We start from the raw sequence: 17,743 nt of genomic DNA, 5'->3' as shown, positions 1-17,743 counted from the left end.
ATGTGTATACGTGACAGCTCCCGACGCGCTTCCAACGCGCCACCGACGTGCATCCAACGCGCTTTCGGCAACGCTCTGCCGCGCCCGTCCGCTCCGCACCGCCCCTCCGGCCGCAAGCCCCGAAAACGTGAGAGGGCCCGCACGCGGCGCGCGTGCGGGCCCTCTCACAACGAACGGCCGGAAACGATGTCTCCTAGCGCCGCCCCCTCTTCGGCTTGTAAGCGGGGCAGGCGTAGTCGCGAACCTCGGCGGCTTCGACAAGCTCCTCCACCCACCGTTCCACGGGCAGCGCCGCCTCGGCTTCGAGGACGACGGGCAGCTTCGCGTGCGTCTCGGGCGCGCGCGGCATGAACAGCGTGCAGCAGTCCGGCGCGTCCTGCGACGAGATCTCGAACGTGCCGAGCCGTTCGGCTTCGCCGATGATCTCGAGCTTGTCGGTGCCGATGAGCGGCCTGAACACCGGCATCTCCACCGCCGCGTCGGTGCAGCGGATGTTGTCGAGCGTCTGGGAGGCCACTTGCCCCAGGCTCTCCCCCGTCACGAGCGCGCCGGCGCCCTCGAGCTGGGCGATCCGCTCGGCCACCTTGAACATGAGACGCCGGTACATGACGATGCGCAGCGGAGGGGGTGCCGAAAGCGCGATCTCGCGCTGGCAGTCGCCGAACGGCACCGTGTGCACGCGCGCGATGCACCCCGTGCGCTCGAGCACGCGCGCGATGTCGTCCACCAAAAACTCGCTCGCGTCCGAGGTCTGCGGCCGCCCGGAGAAATGCACGCCCACGCACACCGCGCCGCGGCGGGCGAGCCGCCACAGAGCCACCGGCGAGTCGATGCCGCTCGACAGCAGGCACGCCACCGTGCCCGAGCTGCCCACCGGAAGCCCGCCCACGCCCGGCAGCGATCGGGCGTACACGTACGCCGCGTTCTGCACCACCTCGACGCCCACCGTGACGTCGGGGTCTTTCATCTGCACCCGCTTGCCGGGGTAGGCGCCGGCGAGCGCCGAGCCGATGATCCGGTTCATGTCCATCGAGCCCGTGGCGAAGTCGGTGTGGTTGCGGCGCGCCGCCACCTTGAACGAGTCGAAGTCGCCCGCCTCGGCCATGGCGTCGATCGCCGCCTTCGCCATGACGTCGAGGTCGCGCTCGCATTTGAATCCGCACGACACGCGCGCCACGCCCGGCACCTGGGCCGCCAGGTCGGCCGCATCCTTCGCCGTCTGCCAATCGCAGCCTTCGCGCAGAAACACGCACAGCCGCCCCGCGATGCGATGGATCGTCACCACCGGAAAGGGTTTGAGCAGCGCCTCGAGGTTTTTGAGCAGCCTCATCTCGAACGTCGAGCGGTTATGGCCCTTCAGGCCGATCTCGTGATAGTGGACAAGGCAGATGCGTTGGAATTCGGTCATGGAAACCCCTCAGCTCGCAAGTTCGGACGATCTGCGCAGGCACGGCTGCCAACCTCGCAGATCGCGCGGTTGGAGCGAAGCGCGAAAACAAGCGCGCAGATCGGTTCAGTGAGTCAGAGAGAAACCCCGAAGCGCTCGAGACTGCCGCGGCGCATACGCTTGCGGCATATCCATTCCCATCTTATGCGCCCGCTTAAACGCACTTCGCTCAAGTATCGAGCGAAGCGGAAACGCGCTTCGGCTTGCGAAGAATGTTTGGGACGGCGAGTCGGGTGCTTCGGGGTTTCGCGGCGTCGGCAGGTTTCGCTGGCCGCAAGGCCAGCGAAACTCCGAACTTTAATGGTTCTTGACGTCGATGGACGCGGGGTCGTAGGACACTTCCCCACGCGCCACCTCGCCGAACGCGAGTGACAGCGGCTTCTTGTCGGCAGCGCGGGCGATTTCCACAGCCGTTTGCAGCTGGATGGCGCGATCGCGCTGGCCGCGCATCATGTCGTTGATGTCGTGCGCGCGCTTCGACGCGAGAGCGCACAGCAGGAAACGGTCGTTGTCGGTCTTGTCCAAAAGGACGTCGATCTTCGGTTCGATAATGCTCATTGGGTATTCAACCTCGTGTCTCTTCGGCTTGTTCGTCGACGTAGCCCGTCAAAGCGCGCACGGCTTCTTCCAAGTCGTCGTTCACCAGCCGAACATCATACTCCATCTTCCGGGAAAGCTCCACCCGCGCCGCCTCCATGCGCGTGGCGATGGCCTCCTCCGTCTCGGTCCCCCGCCCCCTCAGGCGTTTCTCAAGCACCTCAAGAGACGGCGGTTCCACGAATACGAGATGCGCGGAGGGCATCTTCTCGCGGACCTGGAATCCCCCTTGGACGTCGATCTCAAGGATGACCTGATCGCCCCGCGCGATATGCTCCTCGACGTCGGCACGCGGCGTTCCGTAGCGGTTGCCGCCGTACGTAGCCCACTCGAGCAACCCGTCTTCTTCGACGAGCCGGTCGAACTCCTCGTCGGTGGCGAAACGGTAGTGCACGCCATCGACCTCTCCAACGCGCGGCGCCCGCGTCGTCACCGAGACGGACACCCAGGCGTCGGGAACCTCGCGCACAAGTCGGGCCACCAGCGTGCCTTTGCCGGCACCCGATGGCCCAGAGACGACGAACAGATTGCCGCGGCGCATGCGCGCTTAGCCCAAGCGCTCCAGCAAGGCGGTTTGCTGGCGCTCGCCCAGACCGCGCAGACGACGGCTCTCGGCGATCTGCAACTCCTTCATGATCTTCTCGGCCTTCGCCTTGCCGTAGCCGGGAAGCGTCTCGATGAGGGTGGACACCTTCATACGACCGACGACCGGATCGTTTTTCATCTCGAGCACCTTCTCGAGGCTCAGCTTGCCCGACTTCAGATCGTCGCGAACCTCGGCGCGCTTGATGCGGGCGGCCTTCGCCTTCTCCAGGGCGGCCTGACGCTCTTCAGGGCTGAGTTGAGGAATAGCCATCGTGTTTCTCTCCTTCTGTTCAGAACGATGCCGTGATACTAGCATGCAATTTGCCGTTTTGCCTTATCGATTGCCACAAAATCCAAAAATTCCAGCAGGTTTCACACATTGTACGAACGAAGGGCCGCATTGAGCGCGTTTCGTCGCCCAATCGTCACCTTTCTCGCTCGATCTGGGGAAACCGGCATCGAGAACGCTACAGCTCGGCGACGATGGCATCGAAGGCGGCCGCAGGGTCATCGGCCTGCGTGATGGGGCGGCCCACCACGATGTGCGAGGCGCCGTTCGCAAACGCCTGCGCGGGCGTGGCCACGCGGCTCTGGTCGCCCTTCGCGGCACCTGCGGGACGCACGCCCGGCGTGACGATGTAAGCGTCGGGGCCCAAGATGTCGCGCAAGCGCGCGGCCTCCTGCGGCGAGGCAACCACGCCCGATATTCCCGCGCGCTTGGCCTGCTCGGCGAGCACGACCACCTGGTCGGCCATGGCGCGGGAGACGCCCGTCTCGGCGAGTGCCGCGTCGTTCATGCTCGTGAGCACCGTGATGCCGAGGGTGGCGGGCACGTCGTGGCCGTACTCGGCCGCCGCGCGCTCAGCGCCCCTCTGCGCCGCCGCCATCATGTCCACGCCGCCCACCGTGTGCATGGTGAGCATGTCGGCCCCGCTGCCGGCGGCGGCGTACGCGGCGCCCTCCACCTGGTGCGGGATGTCATGGAACTTGAGGTCGAGGAACACCTTGAAGCCGCGCTCCTTGAGGGCGTAGACGATGGCCGGGCCGTTCGCGTAGAACAGCGTCATGCCCACCTTCATCCACGTGGCCTTGCCTTGCAGCGCGTCCGCGAGGTCGAAGGCCTCCTCGATGCCGCAATCGAGCGCCACGATCACGCGGTCGCGCGCCGGGACGCTTTCGAACGAACTCACCATTCCAACGCTCCTATCAGCTCGTTGACGTCTTTCACGCCGTGCCTCTCGCAATACTGCGCCATCCCGTCGATGATCTCGACCGTAGCGCACGGGTTAACGAAGTTCGCCGTTCCCACAGCCACCGCCGTGGCCCCGGCCAGCATGAACTCGACGGCGTCGGTCGCATTCGCGATGCCGCCCATCCCGAGCAGCGGCACGTCCACCGCCTTGTGGCACTCCCACACCATGCGCAGCGCCACCGGCTTCACGGCCGGGCCCGACAGGCCGCCCACGCCGCGCGCGAGCTTGGGGCGGCGGCGCTCCGCATCGATGGCCATGCCCATGAGCGTGTTGATGAGCGACAGGGCATCGGCTCCGGCAGACGCCGCGGCACGGGCGATCTCGGTGACATCGGTGACGTTCGGCGTGAGCTTCACGATGAGCGGGCGCTTCGTGGCGGCGCGGCAGCGGGACACGACGGCCTCGACGCTCGTCGCGCACGTGCCGATGGTCATGCCGCCCGCGTCCACGTTCGGGCACGAGATGTTCACTTCGTAGGCGTCCACCGGCGCGTCCTCGAGCGCTTCGATGACCCGCACGTACTCGTCGAAGCTGTGGCCCGACACGTTCACGATCGTCGTTGCAGCGCGCGCGTGCAGCCATGGCAGGTCGACCTCTTTGAGGTGCGCGACGCCGGGGTTCTGCAGACCGATGGAGTTCAGCATGCCCGAAGGCGTCTCGGCGATGCGGGGGCTCGCGTTGCCCTCCCAGCCGTTAAGGGAGACGCCCTTGGTGGTGATGGCGCCGAGGCTTGCCACGTCCACGAAGTCGCCGTACTCGCGACCGGCGGCGAACGTGCCGGACGCGGTGGTGACGGGGTTCTTCATGGCGAGGCCGCCGAGGTTCACGGCCATGCGCACGTTCGTCGGCGCCGTCGTGAGCGGCAGCGCGTTCTCGATTCCAGCCATCTACCACACCACCTTCGCCGCATCGAACACGGGGCCGTCCACGCAGGCGCGCTTCTTGCCGTCCACCGTGTCCACCACGCACGACAGGCAGGCGCCCACGCCGCACGCCATGCACTTCTCCAAAGACACCTCGCAGAACACGCCCGCGTCTGCCGCCATGCGCGCCACGATCCTCATGAGCGGCTCGGGACCGCACACGGCCACGTAATCGTAGGGCTCGCCCGCCTCGGCGGCCTCGGCGAGCGCCTCCTCCACGAGCGGAGTGCAGAAGCCCGCACGGCCGAAGCTGCCGTCGTCGGTGGCGCAGCGCGGCGCGCCGCAACCGCATGCCGCGCCCCGCGCAAGCAGCTCCTCGAAGCGCTCGCGGAACACGAGGGCCGCTTTCGTTTGCGCGCCCAGCACGACATCGGTGCGCACGCCGGAGGCCACCAGCTGCTCGCAGAGCATGTACAGCGGCGCCGCGCCCGCGCCGCCGCACACCACCAGCACGCGCCGCGCATCCTCAGGCGGTTGCCAGGGGCGTCCGACAGGGCCGATGAGCTCGGCTCCGGACACATGGTCGGCGCGTTCGGGCTCGATGCGCGACATATGGTCGGTGCCGAACCCCACCACCTGGTAGAGCACCTCGAGCGTGCCGGCGGCAATGTCGCGCGAGTAAATGCCGAAGGGGCGTCGAAGGATGTGCGCCTCCTTGCCCGGCACCTTCATATGGACGAACTGCCCCGGCGCCGCGCTGGCCGCTATCTGCGGCGCGGAAAGCTCCATGAGGTAAAGGTTCGGACCCACGCATTCGTTCTCCAAGATGCGCGCCCTCTCGTTGACCAGTGCCACGTGCTTCCTTTCCCTGGCGCTTCGCCGCCCTCCCGACCGCGAAGCCTCTCGTCACCTGCGGGCGATTGTACCATTGCGCGCGCCGCCCCGCATCTGACAAGCCGAAACGCGAAGGAAAAGCGCACATGGACGAAAGGGGGCGCATGCGAGGAGCGGAGATGCGCGGCAAACGCGCTCACGCGCCGTCGCCGACGAGCTTGAGCCCGACCACGCAGCCGACAAGGCCGGCGATGAGCAGAACCCTGGCAGGTGATACGGGCTCCGCTCCCACGACCATGCCGTGAACCACGGTGATCGAGGCGCCTATGCCCACCCATACGGCATAGGCGGTGCCGGTAGGAAGCGTCTTGACGGCATGCGAGAGCCCCAGCATGCTGAGCGAGAGAGCGGCAAAGAACACGATGGACGGAACGAGCTTCGTGAAACCCTCCGACCTGCCGAGCGCGATCGCCCACACCGCCTCGAGAACGCCGGACAGAACCAGAACGAACCATGCCATGACAATCTCCTTCCGAAGGTCCGTGCGCCGTCTTGTCGATCCTGGTACGGCTGCCCTCGTCAGGGACCCATGGGCAACATGGGCCTTCCACAGTATAGCAGACCGAGGTGCGCCCTTCGCCTCAAGCCGCGTTTGGGCTGCGCAAGCTCATCCTTGCGCGGTCGCAGGCTCCCACTGCGGAAGATCCTGAAGGGCCGCGATGCCCAGGCCGCGATCGCGGGCGACCTCCATGCCGGCCACCATGGCCTGGGCAGCGGAGAGGTTCGTGACATGGGTCACGCCGTGCTTGACGGCCTCGAGGCGCAGCTCGTAGCCGTCGGCGCGCGTGGCGTGGCCGAACGGGGTGTTGATCATGAACGCGATCTCGCCGCCGACAATGCGGTCGATCACGTTCGGCGAGCCCTCGTGCACCTTCTTCACCTCTTCGCACTCGATGCCGGCCGCCCGCAGCGCCCGCGCCGTGCCGCCCGTGGCCACGATATGGAAGCCCAGGCGCTCGATGTCGCGCGCGATGGGCACCACGGCGCGCTTGTCGCGATCGCACACGCTCACGAACACCGTGCCCTCGCGCGGCAGGTCGTAGTCGATGGCCAGCTGCGTCTTGGCGTAGGCCGCCGGGAAGTTGCGCGCGATGCCCATCACCTCGCCGGTGGACTTCATCTCGGGCCCCAGCACGGTGTCGGTGCCGGGGAAGCGCCCGAAGGGCATCACGGCCTCCTTCACGCTGAAATGCTCCAGACGGCGCTCGTCGTGCGGAAGCCCCAGACCGGCGATCTTCTCCCCCGCCATGATGCGGGCGGCGCACTTCGCCAGCGGCACGCCCGTGGCCTTCGACACGAACGGCACGGTGCGGCTCGCGCGCGGGTTGGCCTCGATGATGTAGATCATCTGATCCTTGATGGCGAACTGGATGTTGATGAGCCCCACCACGCCGATGCGCAGCGCCAGCCGCCGCGCCGTGGCGCGCAGCTGCGACACGATGGCCTCCGACAGCGCGAACGGCGGCGTGCAGCAGGCCGAGTCGCCCGAGTGGATGCCCGCCTCCTCGATGTGCTCCAGCACGCCGCCCACGTACACCTCGTCGCCGTCGCAGAGCGCATCGAGGTCCACCTCCACGGCGCCCTCTAGGAAGCGGTCGAGGTACACCGGGTGATCGGGCGTGATCTTGGCGGCCTCGGTCATGTACTTCTCCAGCTGGGCGCCGTCGTACACGATGCCCATGCCGCGCCCGCCCAGCACGTAGCTGGGGCGCACGAGCAAGGGGAAGCCTATCTGGTCGGCCACGGCGCACGCCTCCTCGAAGGTGGAGGCCATGCCGGCGGCCGGGTACGCGATGGAAAGCTCGTCCAGGATGGCGCTGAAGCGGTCGCGGTCCTCGGCGAGGTCGATGGCCTCCGGCGAGGTGCCCATGATGGGCACACCGGCCTCGGCCAGCGCGTTCGCCAGCTTGAGCGGCGTCTGGCCTCCGAGCGTGACCACCACGCCGTCGGGTTGCTCCACGTCCACGATGTCCATGACGTCCTCGAACGTGAGCGGCTCGAAATACAGCTTGTCGGACGTGTCGTAGTCGGTGGACACCGTCTCGGGGTTGCAGTTCACCATGATGGTTTCGAACCCGGCCTCGGCCAGCGCGTAGGACGCGTGCACGCAGCAGTAGTCAAACTCGATGCCCTGGCCGATGCGGTTCGGGCCCGCGCCGAGGATCATGGCGCGGCGGCGGGTCTTGGGCGCGACCTCGGTCTCGTCCGCGTCGTAGGTCTTGTAGTGGTAGGCCGTCGTGCTGGGGAACTCGGCGGCGCAGGTATCCACGGTCTTGAACGCCGGCACCACGTGCAGCATCTTGCGGCACGTGCGCACGGTGAGCTCGTCGGAACCCGTGAGGTGCGCGATCTGCGCGTCGGACAGGCCGTAGCGCTTGAGCAGGCGGAACGCGTCGGCGTTGAGCTCGTCGAGGCGCGTGCCGCGCAGGTTCTCCTGCACGCGCACGATGTCGGCCATGCGCGCCACGAAGAAGGGTTCGATGTGGCTCACCGCGCTCGCACGCTCCACCGTCCAGCCGCGGCGCAGCGCCTCGGCCAGGTAGAAGATGCGGTCGGCGGTCGGGCGGCACACGAGGTCCTCCAGCTCCGCGTCGGCCGCGGCCCCTTCGTCGCCGCATCCGTCGGCCCCGAGGCCGGCGCGCCCGTTCTCCAGCGAGCGCAGGGCCTTGCCCAACGCCTCCTCGAACGTGCGCCCGATGGACATGATCTCGCCCACGGCCTTCATGCGCGTGGACAGCGTGTCGTCGGTGCCTTGGAACTTCTCGAACGCGAAGCGCGGCACCTTCACCACGCAGTAATCGATGGAGGGCTCGAAGCACGCGGGCGTGGCCTTCGTGATGTCGTTCACGATCTCGTCCAGCGTGTAGCCCACGGCCAGCTTCGCCGCCGCCTTCGCGATGGGGAAGCCCGTGGCCTTCGAGGCCAGCGCCGAGGAGCGCGACACGCGCGGGTTCATCTCGATCACGATCATGCGGCCGTTGTCCGGATTCACGGCGAACTGCACGTTCGAGCCGCCCGTCTCCACGCCGATCTTCTCCAGGATGGCCAGCGATGCCGCGCGCATGCGCTGGTACTCCACATCCGAGAGCGTCTGCGCGGGCGCCACGGTGATGCTGTCGCCGGTATGCACGCCCATCGCGTCGAAGTTCTCGATGGAGCACACGATGATGCCGTTACCGGCGTGGTCGCGCATCACCTCCATCTCGAATTCCTTCCAGCCCTCGATGCTCTCCTCCACCAGCACCTCGCCGGCGGGGGAAAGCTCCAAGCCCTGGCTTACGATGAGGGCCAGCTCGTCGTGGTCGTGCGCGATGCCGCCGCCCGCGCCGCCCAGCGTGAACGAGGGGCGCAGCACCACGGGGTAGCCGATCTCGTCCACGATGGCCTCCGCGTCGGCCACGGAGTAGGCGTAGCCCGAGCGCGCCGTCTCGATGCCCAGCTCGGCCATGCAGTCGTTGAAGAGCTTGCGGTCCTCGCCGCGCTCGATGGCTTCCAGGTCGCAGCCGATCATCTCCACGCCGTACTTGCTCAGCACGCCGGATTTCGCCAGCTCAACCGCCGTGTTCAGGCCCGTCTGGCCACCCAAGGTGGGCAGCAGCGCGTCGGGTCGCTCGCGCTCGATCACGCGCTCCACGAACGAGGCCGTGATGGGCTCCACATAGGTGCGGTCGGCCAGCTCGGGATCGGTCATGATGGTGGCGGGGTTGCTGTTCACCAGCACCACGCGGTAGCCGTCGGCCTTGAGCACCTTGCACGCCTGCGCGCCCGAGTAGTCGAACTCGCACGCCTGCCCGATGACGATGGGGCCGCTTCCGATGACCAGAATGGTCTTGATGTCGTCGCGCTGAGGCATTAGTCCTCCCCTCCTGCCTGACGGCTTCCTGTGGCGGGCATCTTGCCCTTCAGAACCTGCGGCTGCTCGCACGCGGCGCGAAGGCCGCTTTGCTCGTCAGATCGGCCGCTCGGCCGGGAAGCATGTTTGTCGACAAGCCGCTGGCCTGTTGACTCAAGGCAATCTGCTCCACCACAGAAACCTTGCTCCTTTGCTGAGGACCCCGTCACGGCGGCAGCTTGCCCTCCGAACGTCCAGCCCGCCAAGCGGTCGACGGCGATGTCGATGTCCAGATAGTCCTCGCGGCCCTCCATCAAGCGCATGAACGCGGTGAACAGGTAGTGCGCGTCGGTAGGGCCGGGGGATGCCTCGGGGTGGTACTGCACGGAAAACGCGGGGATGTCCAGAAACGCGATGCCCTCCGCCGTGCCGTCGTTGAGGTTCACGTGCGTGAGGCGGATGCGCCCGAAGCGCTCGTTTCGCACGACGGGGGCCACGCCGGCGCGCACCCAGAAGCGCAGGTCGTCCTCGTGCCCCCTGAAGCCGCCCGACAGCTCGGGGATAAGCTCGCCGAGGCTCGGGAACACCAGCCCAAAGCCGTGGTTCTGCGCCGTGATCTCCACGCGGCCCGTGAGCAGGTTCATCACGGGGTGGTTGCCGCCGCGATGGCCGAACTTCAGCTTCTCGATGGCCGCGCCCGCCGCTTTCGCTATCATCTGGTGCCCCAGGCAGATGCCGAACACCGGCACCTTGCCGAGCAGCTTCTCCACCTGCGTGTACGTGCCCTCCACGGCCTCGGGGTCGCCGGGGCCGTTCGACAGGAACACGCCGTCGGGCTTCGTGGCCAGCACGTCCTCGGCCGGGGTGTCCCACGGCACCACGGCAAGGTCGCAGCCCGCGCGCACGAGGTTGTGCAGGATGGAGCGCTTCGCGCCGCAGTCGTAGGCGATCACGCGCCGCGCGCGCGGCGCGGGCGGGGCCACGGCGAACGCGTGGCTTTCCGGCAGGGACGAGAACGGGTACGCGCCCGGGCACGACACGGTGGCCGCCAGATTCACGCCCACGATGGACCGACTCGCGCGCACCTTCTCAAGCAGGCTCTCCTCGTCAACATCCTCGGTGGACAGCACGGCGCGCATCGCGCCGTGGTCGCGCACGTGGCGCACGAGCGCGCGCGTGTCCACGCCCTCGATGGCCACCACGCCCTGTTGGCGCAGGTAGTCGGGCAGGCTCATCGTGCTGCGCCAGTTCGACGGCGCGGCGCACATATCGCGCACCACGAGCCCCCGCAGGGCGGGCTTGTCCGACTGGCAGTCGTCCAAGTTCACGCCGTAGTTTCCGATCTGCGGATACGTCATCGCGACGATCTGCCCCGCGTACGACGGGTCGGTGATGACCTCCAGATACCCCTCCAGCGAGGTGTTGAAGCAGATCTCGCCGAACATCTCCCCTTCGGCCGCGCATGCCGTGCCGCGAAAGGCCGCGCCGTCCTCCAGCACGAGCAGCGCCGGACGTGCCGACGGCTTCGAGGTGCCCGCCAAAAGCTTGTCGCTGACCTTGCTCAAGCTTCCATCCTTCCCTGATCGCAGCAGACATGCGAACGCGCCCCGCTTCCGATGCGAAGCGCGCGAAACACCGAAAGGCGCGCCGCATGCCTTCTCCGCTTTCCCGCAAGCCAAAAAGTCGGGCGTAGTATACGACTTTTCCGAGTTTTAATAATATAAAATGCAGATTTTTTAGGTATTTGGATCAAAATATGCAATATTGATCGGCATTTGGAGGAAATCCGACTTCGTGCGATACTGAGCGCGACGGAAAGGAGGGGCCCATGGCCCGGTTTGGAAAAGCGGAGGTGCGCGCCTACCTCGACGAGCGGGGCGTGCCGTACGAGGCGGCAGAGCACGAGGCGGTGTTCACGATGGAAGGTTCGAGGGCCCTCGGCCTTCCGTTCGCCGACGAGGTGGCCAAGAACCTGTTTTTATGCGACGAGAAAAAGCGCTCCTATTACCTCGTCGTCATGCCCGAGGACAAGCCCGCCGACCTGAAGGAGCTGCGCGCGCAGCTGGGAACGCGGCGCTTGCGCTTCGCATCCGAAGAGGACCTCGAAACGCTGCTGGGGCTGCGCAGCGGCGCCGTGTCGCCGTTCGGGGTGCTCAACGACGAGGAACGCCGCGTGCAGGTGGTGTTCGACGAGGAGCTGCGCTCCTACCGAGGCCTCGGAGCCCATCCGAACGACAACACGGCCACGCTCCACGTGCCCCTGCAAGCCGTCGTCGAGATGATCGAGAACCACGGAAACCCGGTCGTCTTCGTCGCGCTCCCCCGCTAGGCGACCCGGCGACGGACTCGGCGGCCGCGCTTCGCAGAAAGGCCCAGCCGCCGACGCCGCTTGGGCTTTCGGACGCAACAGCCCAAGACGCGCAGCCCGCAGCATCCGCGCATATGCAGCAGCTTTGGTCAAAATACTCGATCACAATGCTCAGTATGGGCCAATTTTTAGAAAGGATGTCCATCCTCGCGACGAAGAAGAGGCTGTCCGAAGCTGGTTCGGAGAGCAGCGGACGCGCGCTTGGGGAGCGAAGGCGGCTTTCTCCGCTCGTCTCCAACGAATTGCTTTCGAACTCGTGGCACTTCTGAATTCTTGAAGGAGTCGCCACATATAGCCGCTTCCTCCCCGTCCGAACCGCCAAGCAAAACGAAAGAACCTTGAAAGACGTGTTGGAGCGCATCTTTCGGAAGAAGGAAGCACCTGATCGGATCCCTCCTACGCGTTCGCGCCAAGGCGCATGCGCAAGGTTGCTCCGCTCAAAGATCGAGACGCACCGCCCCTGCGGATGCTATCGCGTCGCACGCCAGTTTCGCCGTACGAGCATACAGATCGTCCGCACCCAGAAAAAGGCAGCGCGCCGCTTTTCCCACCCATGCGCCCACATGCTCGGACGAGAACTGATCGAGCAATTGGGCAGATCGCCTCGACGCGTCAGGATCCTCGCACGCCATCTCAGCGGACTCGCGCGCCAAGAACGCCGAGAAGGCCAGTTCCGCAGCGAGGGCATCGGGGCGAAGGGCGGCGACGGCCGGACCGAACCCTTCGAGAAGACGATAGTCGAACCCGATCGCGCGATAGCAGCCAAGCACGTGATCGGCTTGAGGCCCTTTGGTCGAGGCGTATCTGAAGCGCCCATCCTCCTCGATCGCCCCTCGCACACTGCTCTCGAAAAGCGGCACATACAACGAGCTCGTCGGAACGAACAGGCGATCGTAATAACGCTGGCGAAGCGCGTCGTCGACAGCGATGCCGTCGAAAGCGTCGCTTCCATAGGCATGCGCCACGCAAGCCAGGCGCTCGACGATCTTATCCGAGGGCTCGTTCAAGAACGCCTGGGCGCAAACTCCGACGGCAACGGACAACCCGAGCAACTCGTCGGGCGCAAGCGAAGCGCGCTCTTCCATAGATGAACCTCCAACCTTTCCGCACGATACGACGCGCCTTGCCGCCGACACCTTTGAAGGGCCCCGGCGAACGCGTGGGGCGCGAAGCCGGGGAGGAAGGAGCCTCCCCGGCAAAACGCTAAACAAGCGCGACCGCCACAGCGGCCATGATGACCAGATAGCGCAACATGAAACCGCCCACGAGCACGGCACACTCCCCTGCGAGGGCAAGCGTCATATCCGAAGCGCCCGAAGGACGGTCCGACGGAAGCCCCTCGGAAGTTGCGGGATCCGCGCCCACGCCCTTGCGATGGCGCACCATCTCCAGGCAGAACGGCAGCACAAGGCCGATGGCTATGAAGCCCAGCCAGAATGCCACGGCGTACGGGCCGCTGATCAGGTTGGCAACCGACGCGGAGGCCGCAGCCGCCGCCGAGCCGTCCGCAGTGGCCGTTACGGCCAGAAGCACGATGACCAAGGCCAGCTCAAGCACCGGCAGGGCCAATCCAACCTTGCCCATGAAGGGCAGGGCTTCCGTCTCCTCGGGCTTTGCCAAGTGAGTGACGAGCATCACGATGGCGAAGCCGGTCGAGGCAGCCGACACCACGAACAGCACCGGCAGGATCGCCATGTTCCACAGCGGAAACGCCACGCCGGCATCGCCCAGCAGCACGCCGGTATAGGCGGCCACGCACACGGCCATGACGGCGCCGACGATATCAAGCGCCTTCGGCGTGGACTTCTTCACCAAAAGCACGATGAGGTCGATGATGCTGACCACCAAAAACACGCTCAAGATGATGACGCCCCACGACATGACCGAGCCCAGGTTGCTGATCAGCAGGAAGAAGCGCATCGGGTTATTGAAGCCCGCGTGCGCATCCACCACCAGCACCAGCGTGCCCACGGCCACGGCCACGGGCCCCACGATGAACGCGATCTTCTTCATCGCGGGAGCCGGCTTCTTGGCCCAGTTCGTCAGCGCGCCCAGAACGAACGCCCCGGCGCCGAGGCCGGCAAGGAACAGATAAATCGCTATGAATGCATCCCATACCATCTTCATCACCCCTCGTACGGCTTCATGACATTGCCGCCGCGGTGGATGGCGGACGCAACCGGCATGGCCTCGATATCCTTCAGGCCGATATAGTACAGCGAAGGATGCAGGCCCAGATCATCGTAGAGAACCTCTCCGCCGTTCGCCTCGGCCAAGCGCTTGGAGATGTCGCTTTCCGGGTCGTTCAGGTCGCCGAAGAAGCGCGCGTACCCCACGCAGGTGCTCACGCACATGGGCAGCATGCCCTCGGTGGTGCGGTGGTGGCAGAACGTGCATTTCTGCACCTCGCCGGAATCCAGCTGATAGCGCACCTGGTAGGGGCAGGCGGCCATGCAGTATTTGCACCCGATGCACTTCTCCATGTCCACTTGCACGGTGCCGTCCTCGGCTTTGTAGCTGGCGCCGGTGGGGCACACCTTCACGCACGGGGCGTCTTCGCAGTGGTTGCACTGCTTGGGCACGTTCGCGCGCGCGATGCGTCCGTCCGGGCGCTCCACGTCGAAGCTTTCGATCCACGTGTTGAATTTCGTCAGCGGCACGTCGTTCTCGCGCTTGCAGGCCACCACGCAGGCGTTGCAGCCGATGCAGAGGGAAAGGTCAATCAACATGCCCAGTCGTTTTTCGCTCATTGCCACTTACCCTCCTTACGCCTTCTCGATCTTGAACATGCCACCGCAACGGCCGGGGCTGGCCGCCTCGTTCTCGGAGTAGATGCTCAGCACGCCGTCCTTGCTGACCAGCGGGTCGAGCATCTGGTGGGTGCGCACGCCGGCGGCGATGGCGGGATTGCCTTTGGTCATCTGCCCGTCGATCTCGATGTCCTGCGCGCCGTAGTTGATATGCTCGTAGCCGAAGGCCAGCGCGAAGCCGCCCTTCACTTGGCCGGCGCGCACCATGGCCTCGCCTTCGGACACATCGCCCAAAGGAGTGACGGCACGCACCTTGTCGCCGTCCTTGATGCCCAGTTCGGCGGCATCCTCGCGGTTCAGCTCGATGTAGTTGTGGTCGCACAAATCCCGCATGACGGGGCTGTTCGACAGCATGGAGATGGAGCGGAAGCGCGGCTTGTGCTCGGAGACGGTGAACGGGAACTCGTCGCGCGAGTAATGCTCCTCCACCGGCGACATGTCGGAAAGCGTCTCGGGGAAGTAGCCCAGCACCGGAGACGTTCCCTTGCCGGAGTAGCAGTTCTTGTACAGCGCGCGCTTCTCGCTGTAGATGAAGGTCTGATGATCCTTCTCGTAGCCCAGGCAGCGCTTGCCGTCGGCATCGTGGACGTACTCCATGGGCCAGTAGCGCCCGCCGCGCGAGAGGACATGTTGCACCTTGGGCCATTCTTCCGCGGTGACGGCGGCCGACATGCTTTCGGGCAGCTCGTCGAGGCCCTGCATATGGGCTTCCTCGGCGGAGATGTCCGCCACCGGCTCGTCGCCGGCGTAGGCCAGGTTCGCGATGGCCTTCAGGTAGAAGTCGCCCGCGTCGCGCAGGGGCCAGGTGTTGCCGTCGGTGTCGGTGATGGCGTCGTCGCCGAAACCGGGCAGCTCGCACGCCTCGGCCACGTCGGACAGGAACGTCTCCCAGCTGGCATGGCGTCCGTCGCCGATCTCGACGCTCTCGGCCTCTTTGACCGGCCAGCGCACGGTGGTGCCGTAGCCGGTGAACGTGGTGCCCGTGGTGGGCAGGCCGTAGCTTTCGTACGGGGTCACGTCCGGCACGATGTAGTCGGCGTACTGTGCATGCTCGCCGATGAATACATCGCAGGCGATGTGCAGCGGCAGCACCTCGGGATCTTTCAGACGCTCGATGACCTCGTCGCGCATGGCACCCGGCGTGGCCTGGATGGTGTTGCACATGAAGGAGGTGAGGATCTTGCACTGATAGGGGTACTTGTTCACGATGGACATGAGCGCTTGGCTGTCGGAAGACGAGGCGTACTGGAACCAAGGCATGATGGGCTTCGGGTCGGTTTCGCCCGCCGCCACGCGGTTTTTGTACTCGTCGGTCTTTTCCCAGGCCACGCCCGTGCGCGAGATGTACGCGGCGTTTTTGGTGGACACGCTGGGCTTGCCCTTCACGGTGGAAAGGTCGTAGCGCGCGCCTTTGCCCGCCGTGGTGGGGGCGGGGCTGTTCGGGGCGTTGCCGCCGATCATCTGGTTGGTGCCCATCATCATATGCAGCATGTTGGCGCCCACCATGGCGTCCACGCCGTTGACCGAGGCGCACGAACCGCCCTTGTGGCACACGCTCACGCGGGTTCCGTGCGAGGTGAACTCCTTGGCGATGCGCTCGATGTCCTCCACGGACACGCCGGTGATCTCGGAATACTCCTCGATGGTGTAGGCGTTGACCGATTCGGTGAGGATGGCGAAGCCGGTGCGCACTTTCACGCCGTTGACTTCGCCCTCGAAGTCCAGCACGCCCTTGCTGCAGTCGTCGGTGACGGCGGGCTCGCCCGTTTCGGCGTCGATGCACACGAATTGGTCGACGGCCTTGCCGTCCTTGTCCGTCTTCTCCGGCACGTCCATGCCGGCGTCGGCGGGGCGCATCAGCTTTTTGTAGTTGGGATGGCTCTCGTCGTCGATGACGAGGAACGTGGCGTTGGAGAACGCGCCGTAGCCGCCCGCCACGGCCGCCTTCTGGTTGGTGAAGGACAGCGCGTCGGCGTCGTAGGTTTTGTCGGCGATCATCTTCTGGATGAGGGCCGAGCAGAACGCCGAGTTGGTGGCCGGCTTGATGGGAATCCAATTGATGCCGGGAAGCGTGGGCGTCACGCAGCCGTTTGCCAACGTGCAGTCCAGCACGTCGATCTTCAGCTTGCCGGCGGCCAGGTTGGCCGACGTGCGCTTGCCGGAGCTTTGGAAGTTGATCATGCTACCGCCGGGGAAGGCGCCCAGCCAGATAGCGTATTCGGCCTCTTCAGGATCGGGGGTGAGGCCGGTACCCGAGCTTGCCAGCGAACTCGCTGAATTAGCGACCGCTCAACTGGAGGAGTGCCCGTAGGCGTTGATGGTGCCGAAGCTGCCGGAGAAGCGGCTGGAGAAGTTTCCGCGCCCGTCGGAGCGGCTGCCCAGCATGACCAGCTGGTTGGAAATGGGGCCGAGGCTCGGCTGTTCGGCGTTCATCGGCGTTTCGGTGTCGTGGACGGCTTTGAAGCCCTCGATCTCGCGATCCTCGCCGATTTCGGCGAACAGCTTGCCGCCTTCGGTGACTTCCTGGATGAGCTGATCCCAGCTGATGGGCTTCCACTTGCCCTCGCCGCGCGCGCCCGCGCGCTTGAGCGGCGTGGTGATGCGATCGGGCTGGGTGTAGCCGTCCAGCGTGGCGTTGCCGCGTCCGCAGACGGTGCCGCGCAGCTGGTTGCCCTTGCCGTTGGCGAAGCTCATGGACTGGTACGCCTCCGTCAAGGGCGCGTCGTCGCTCAGGAACGGGTAGGCGCATGCCGGGTTGTACGGATTGCCGCCCACCCCCAGAACCCGACCAGTCTCGCGGTCGATCTTCACGCGGTTGCCGCACGAGCTGTAACATCCAACGCAGCTTGAGTAGCGAACGATGACGTCCTCGTTGACGGTAACCTCTCCCGTCTTGGGATCGACCTTCGCCTCGATGGGCTGGCCATGCTTCGGCTTGGGGAAGGCGCTGTCGGCCGTTACAGCCGCCGCGGGCTGCATGCACATCCTGTACCAGAACTCGCTGTCCATGTTCGNCATCATGGAGTTCGGCANGGAGGCCCAGAAGCAAGANGCCATGGAGCACTACATGGAGACGGNCTGGCCCATCGCCTCG

Annotated in this window: 16 protein-coding genes and 1 riboswitch; of the genes, 1 reads left to right on the top strand and 15 read right to left on the bottom strand. The window is 65.9% G+C overall.

The window, feature by feature from the left end; translation table 11 throughout:
* Positions 1-193 precede the first annotated feature (193 nt).
* The 10 genes from thiI to carA form a co-directional block, all read right to left on the bottom strand.
* Positions 194-1,408 (bottom strand): tRNA uracil 4-sulfurtransferase ThiI, encoded by a 1,215-nt coding sequence (thiI, locus tag C2L80_RS10670; protein ID WP_092200293.1) that lies wholly within the window; start codon positions 1,406-1,408, stop codon positions 194-196.
* 336 nt (positions 1,409-1,744) lie between these two features.
* Positions 1,745-2,005: a DNA-directed RNA polymerase subunit omega gene (locus C2L80_RS10665; RefSeq protein WP_087193005.1), complete on the bottom strand. Its 261-nt coding sequence runs from the start codon at positions 2,003-2,005 to the stop codon at positions 1,745-1,747.
* A gap of 7 nt (positions 2,006-2,012) precedes the next feature.
* Complete coding sequence (gmk, locus tag C2L80_RS10660; protein WP_087195620.1) at positions 2,013-2,585, bottom strand: guanylate kinase; 573 nt, start codon at positions 2,583-2,585, stop codon at positions 2,013-2,015.
* Between the two features lie 6 nt (positions 2,586-2,591).
* Positions 2,592-2,900: an integration host factor, actinobacterial type gene (gene mihF, locus C2L80_RS10655; protein WP_087193007.1), complete on the bottom strand. Its 309-nt coding sequence runs from the start codon at positions 2,898-2,900 to the stop codon at positions 2,592-2,594.
* Between the two features lie 196 nt (positions 2,901-3,096).
* Positions 3,097-3,822 carry an orotidine-5'-phosphate decarboxylase gene (pyrF, locus tag C2L80_RS10650; RefSeq protein WP_103263188.1) on the bottom strand — a complete coding sequence of 242 codons (726 nt, stop codon included), beginning with the start codon at positions 3,820-3,822 and terminating at the stop codon, positions 3,097-3,099.
* Positions 3,816-4,769: a dihydroorotate dehydrogenase gene (locus C2L80_RS10645; protein WP_103263187.1), complete on the bottom strand. Its 954-nt coding sequence runs from the start codon at positions 4,767-4,769 to the stop codon at positions 3,816-3,818. The genes pyrF and C2L80_RS10645 overlap by 7 nt, the downstream gene beginning before the upstream one ends.
* Entirely contained in the window at positions 4,770-5,600 is an 831-nt protein-coding gene (locus tag C2L80_RS10640; protein WP_103263186.1) for a dihydroorotate dehydrogenase electron transfer subunit, read from the bottom strand.
* Positions 5,601-5,775: 175 nt separating this feature from the next.
* On the bottom strand, positions 5,776-6,099 hold the full coding sequence (locus C2L80_RS10635) for a DMT family transporter (protein ID WP_103263185.1): 324 nt from the start codon (positions 6,097-6,099) through the stop codon (positions 5,776-5,778).
* A 21-nt stretch (positions 6,100-6,120) separates the two neighbouring features.
* Positions 6,121-6,187: riboswitch (guanidine-III (ykkC-III) riboswitch) on the bottom strand.
* Positions 6,188-6,246: 59 nt separating this feature from the next.
* A complete protein-coding gene (gene carB / locus C2L80_RS10630; protein ID WP_103263184.1) occupies positions 6,247-9,492 on the bottom strand; it encodes a carbamoyl-phosphate synthase large subunit in 3,246 nt (1,081 codons plus the stop codon).
* Complete coding sequence (gene carA / locus C2L80_RS10625) at positions 9,492-11,036, bottom strand: glutamine-hydrolyzing carbamoyl-phosphate synthase small subunit (protein WP_239938920.1); 1,545 nt, start codon at positions 11,034-11,036, stop codon at positions 9,492-9,494. Before carA ends, carB begins: the two co-directional genes overlap by 1 nt.
* Positions 11,037-11,299: 263 nt before the next feature.
* On the opposite strand from carA, the gene C2L80_RS10620 reads away from it, so the two are divergent.
* Positions 11,300-11,800: a prolyl-tRNA synthetase associated domain-containing protein gene (locus C2L80_RS10620; RefSeq protein ID WP_087195616.1), complete on the top strand. Its 501-nt coding sequence runs from the start codon at positions 11,300-11,302 to the stop codon at positions 11,798-11,800.
* A 476-nt stretch (positions 11,801-12,276) separates the two neighbouring features.
* Here the strand turns inward: C2L80_RS10620 and C2L80_RS10615 are convergent, their stop codons facing one another.
* The 5 genes from C2L80_RS10615 to C2L80_RS14595 all read right to left on the bottom strand — a co-directional run bounded on the left by C2L80_RS10615 (position 12,277) and on the right by C2L80_RS14595 (position 17,658).
* Positions 12,277-12,924 carry a molecular chaperone TorD family protein gene (locus tag C2L80_RS10615; RefSeq protein ID WP_092200259.1) on the bottom strand — a complete coding sequence of 216 codons (648 nt, stop codon included), beginning with the start codon at positions 12,922-12,924 and terminating at the stop codon, positions 12,277-12,279.
* 118 nt (positions 12,925-13,042) lie between these two features.
* Positions 13,043-13,960, bottom strand: a complete 918-nt coding sequence (gene nrfD, locus C2L80_RS10610) for an NrfD/PsrC family molybdoenzyme membrane anchor subunit (RefSeq protein ID WP_157941069.1) — start codon at positions 13,958-13,960, stop codon at positions 13,043-13,045.
* A gap of 5 nt (positions 13,961-13,965) precedes the next feature.
* Positions 13,966-14,589, bottom strand: a complete 624-nt coding sequence (locus tag C2L80_RS10605; RefSeq protein WP_092200253.1) for a 4Fe-4S dicluster domain-containing protein — start codon at positions 14,587-14,589, stop codon at positions 13,966-13,968.
* A 15-nt stretch (positions 14,590-14,604) separates the two neighbouring features.
* The gene (locus C2L80_RS10600) at positions 14,605-16,830 is read right to left on the bottom strand and encodes a molybdopterin dinucleotide binding domain-containing protein (protein WP_092200250.1); all 2,226 of its coding nucleotides are present in this window, start codon (positions 16,828-16,830) and stop codon (positions 14,605-14,607) included.
* Between the two features lie 108 nt (positions 16,831-16,938).
* Positions 16,939-17,658 (bottom strand): molybdopterin-binding domain-containing protein, encoded by a 720-nt coding sequence (locus C2L80_RS14595; protein ID WP_157941068.1) that lies wholly within the window; start codon positions 17,656-17,658, stop codon positions 16,939-16,941.
* Positions 17,659-17,743: the final 85 nt, after the last annotated feature.

This window comes from Rubneribacter badeniensis, from assembly GCF_002899695.1.
GTDB classification, from domain to species: Bacteria; Actinomycetota; Coriobacteriia; order Coriobacteriales; family Eggerthellaceae; genus Rubneribacter; species Rubneribacter badeniensis.
Note: the sequence above shows the minus strand (reverse complement) of the source record. Positions and strands in the feature narration are given on the sequence as shown.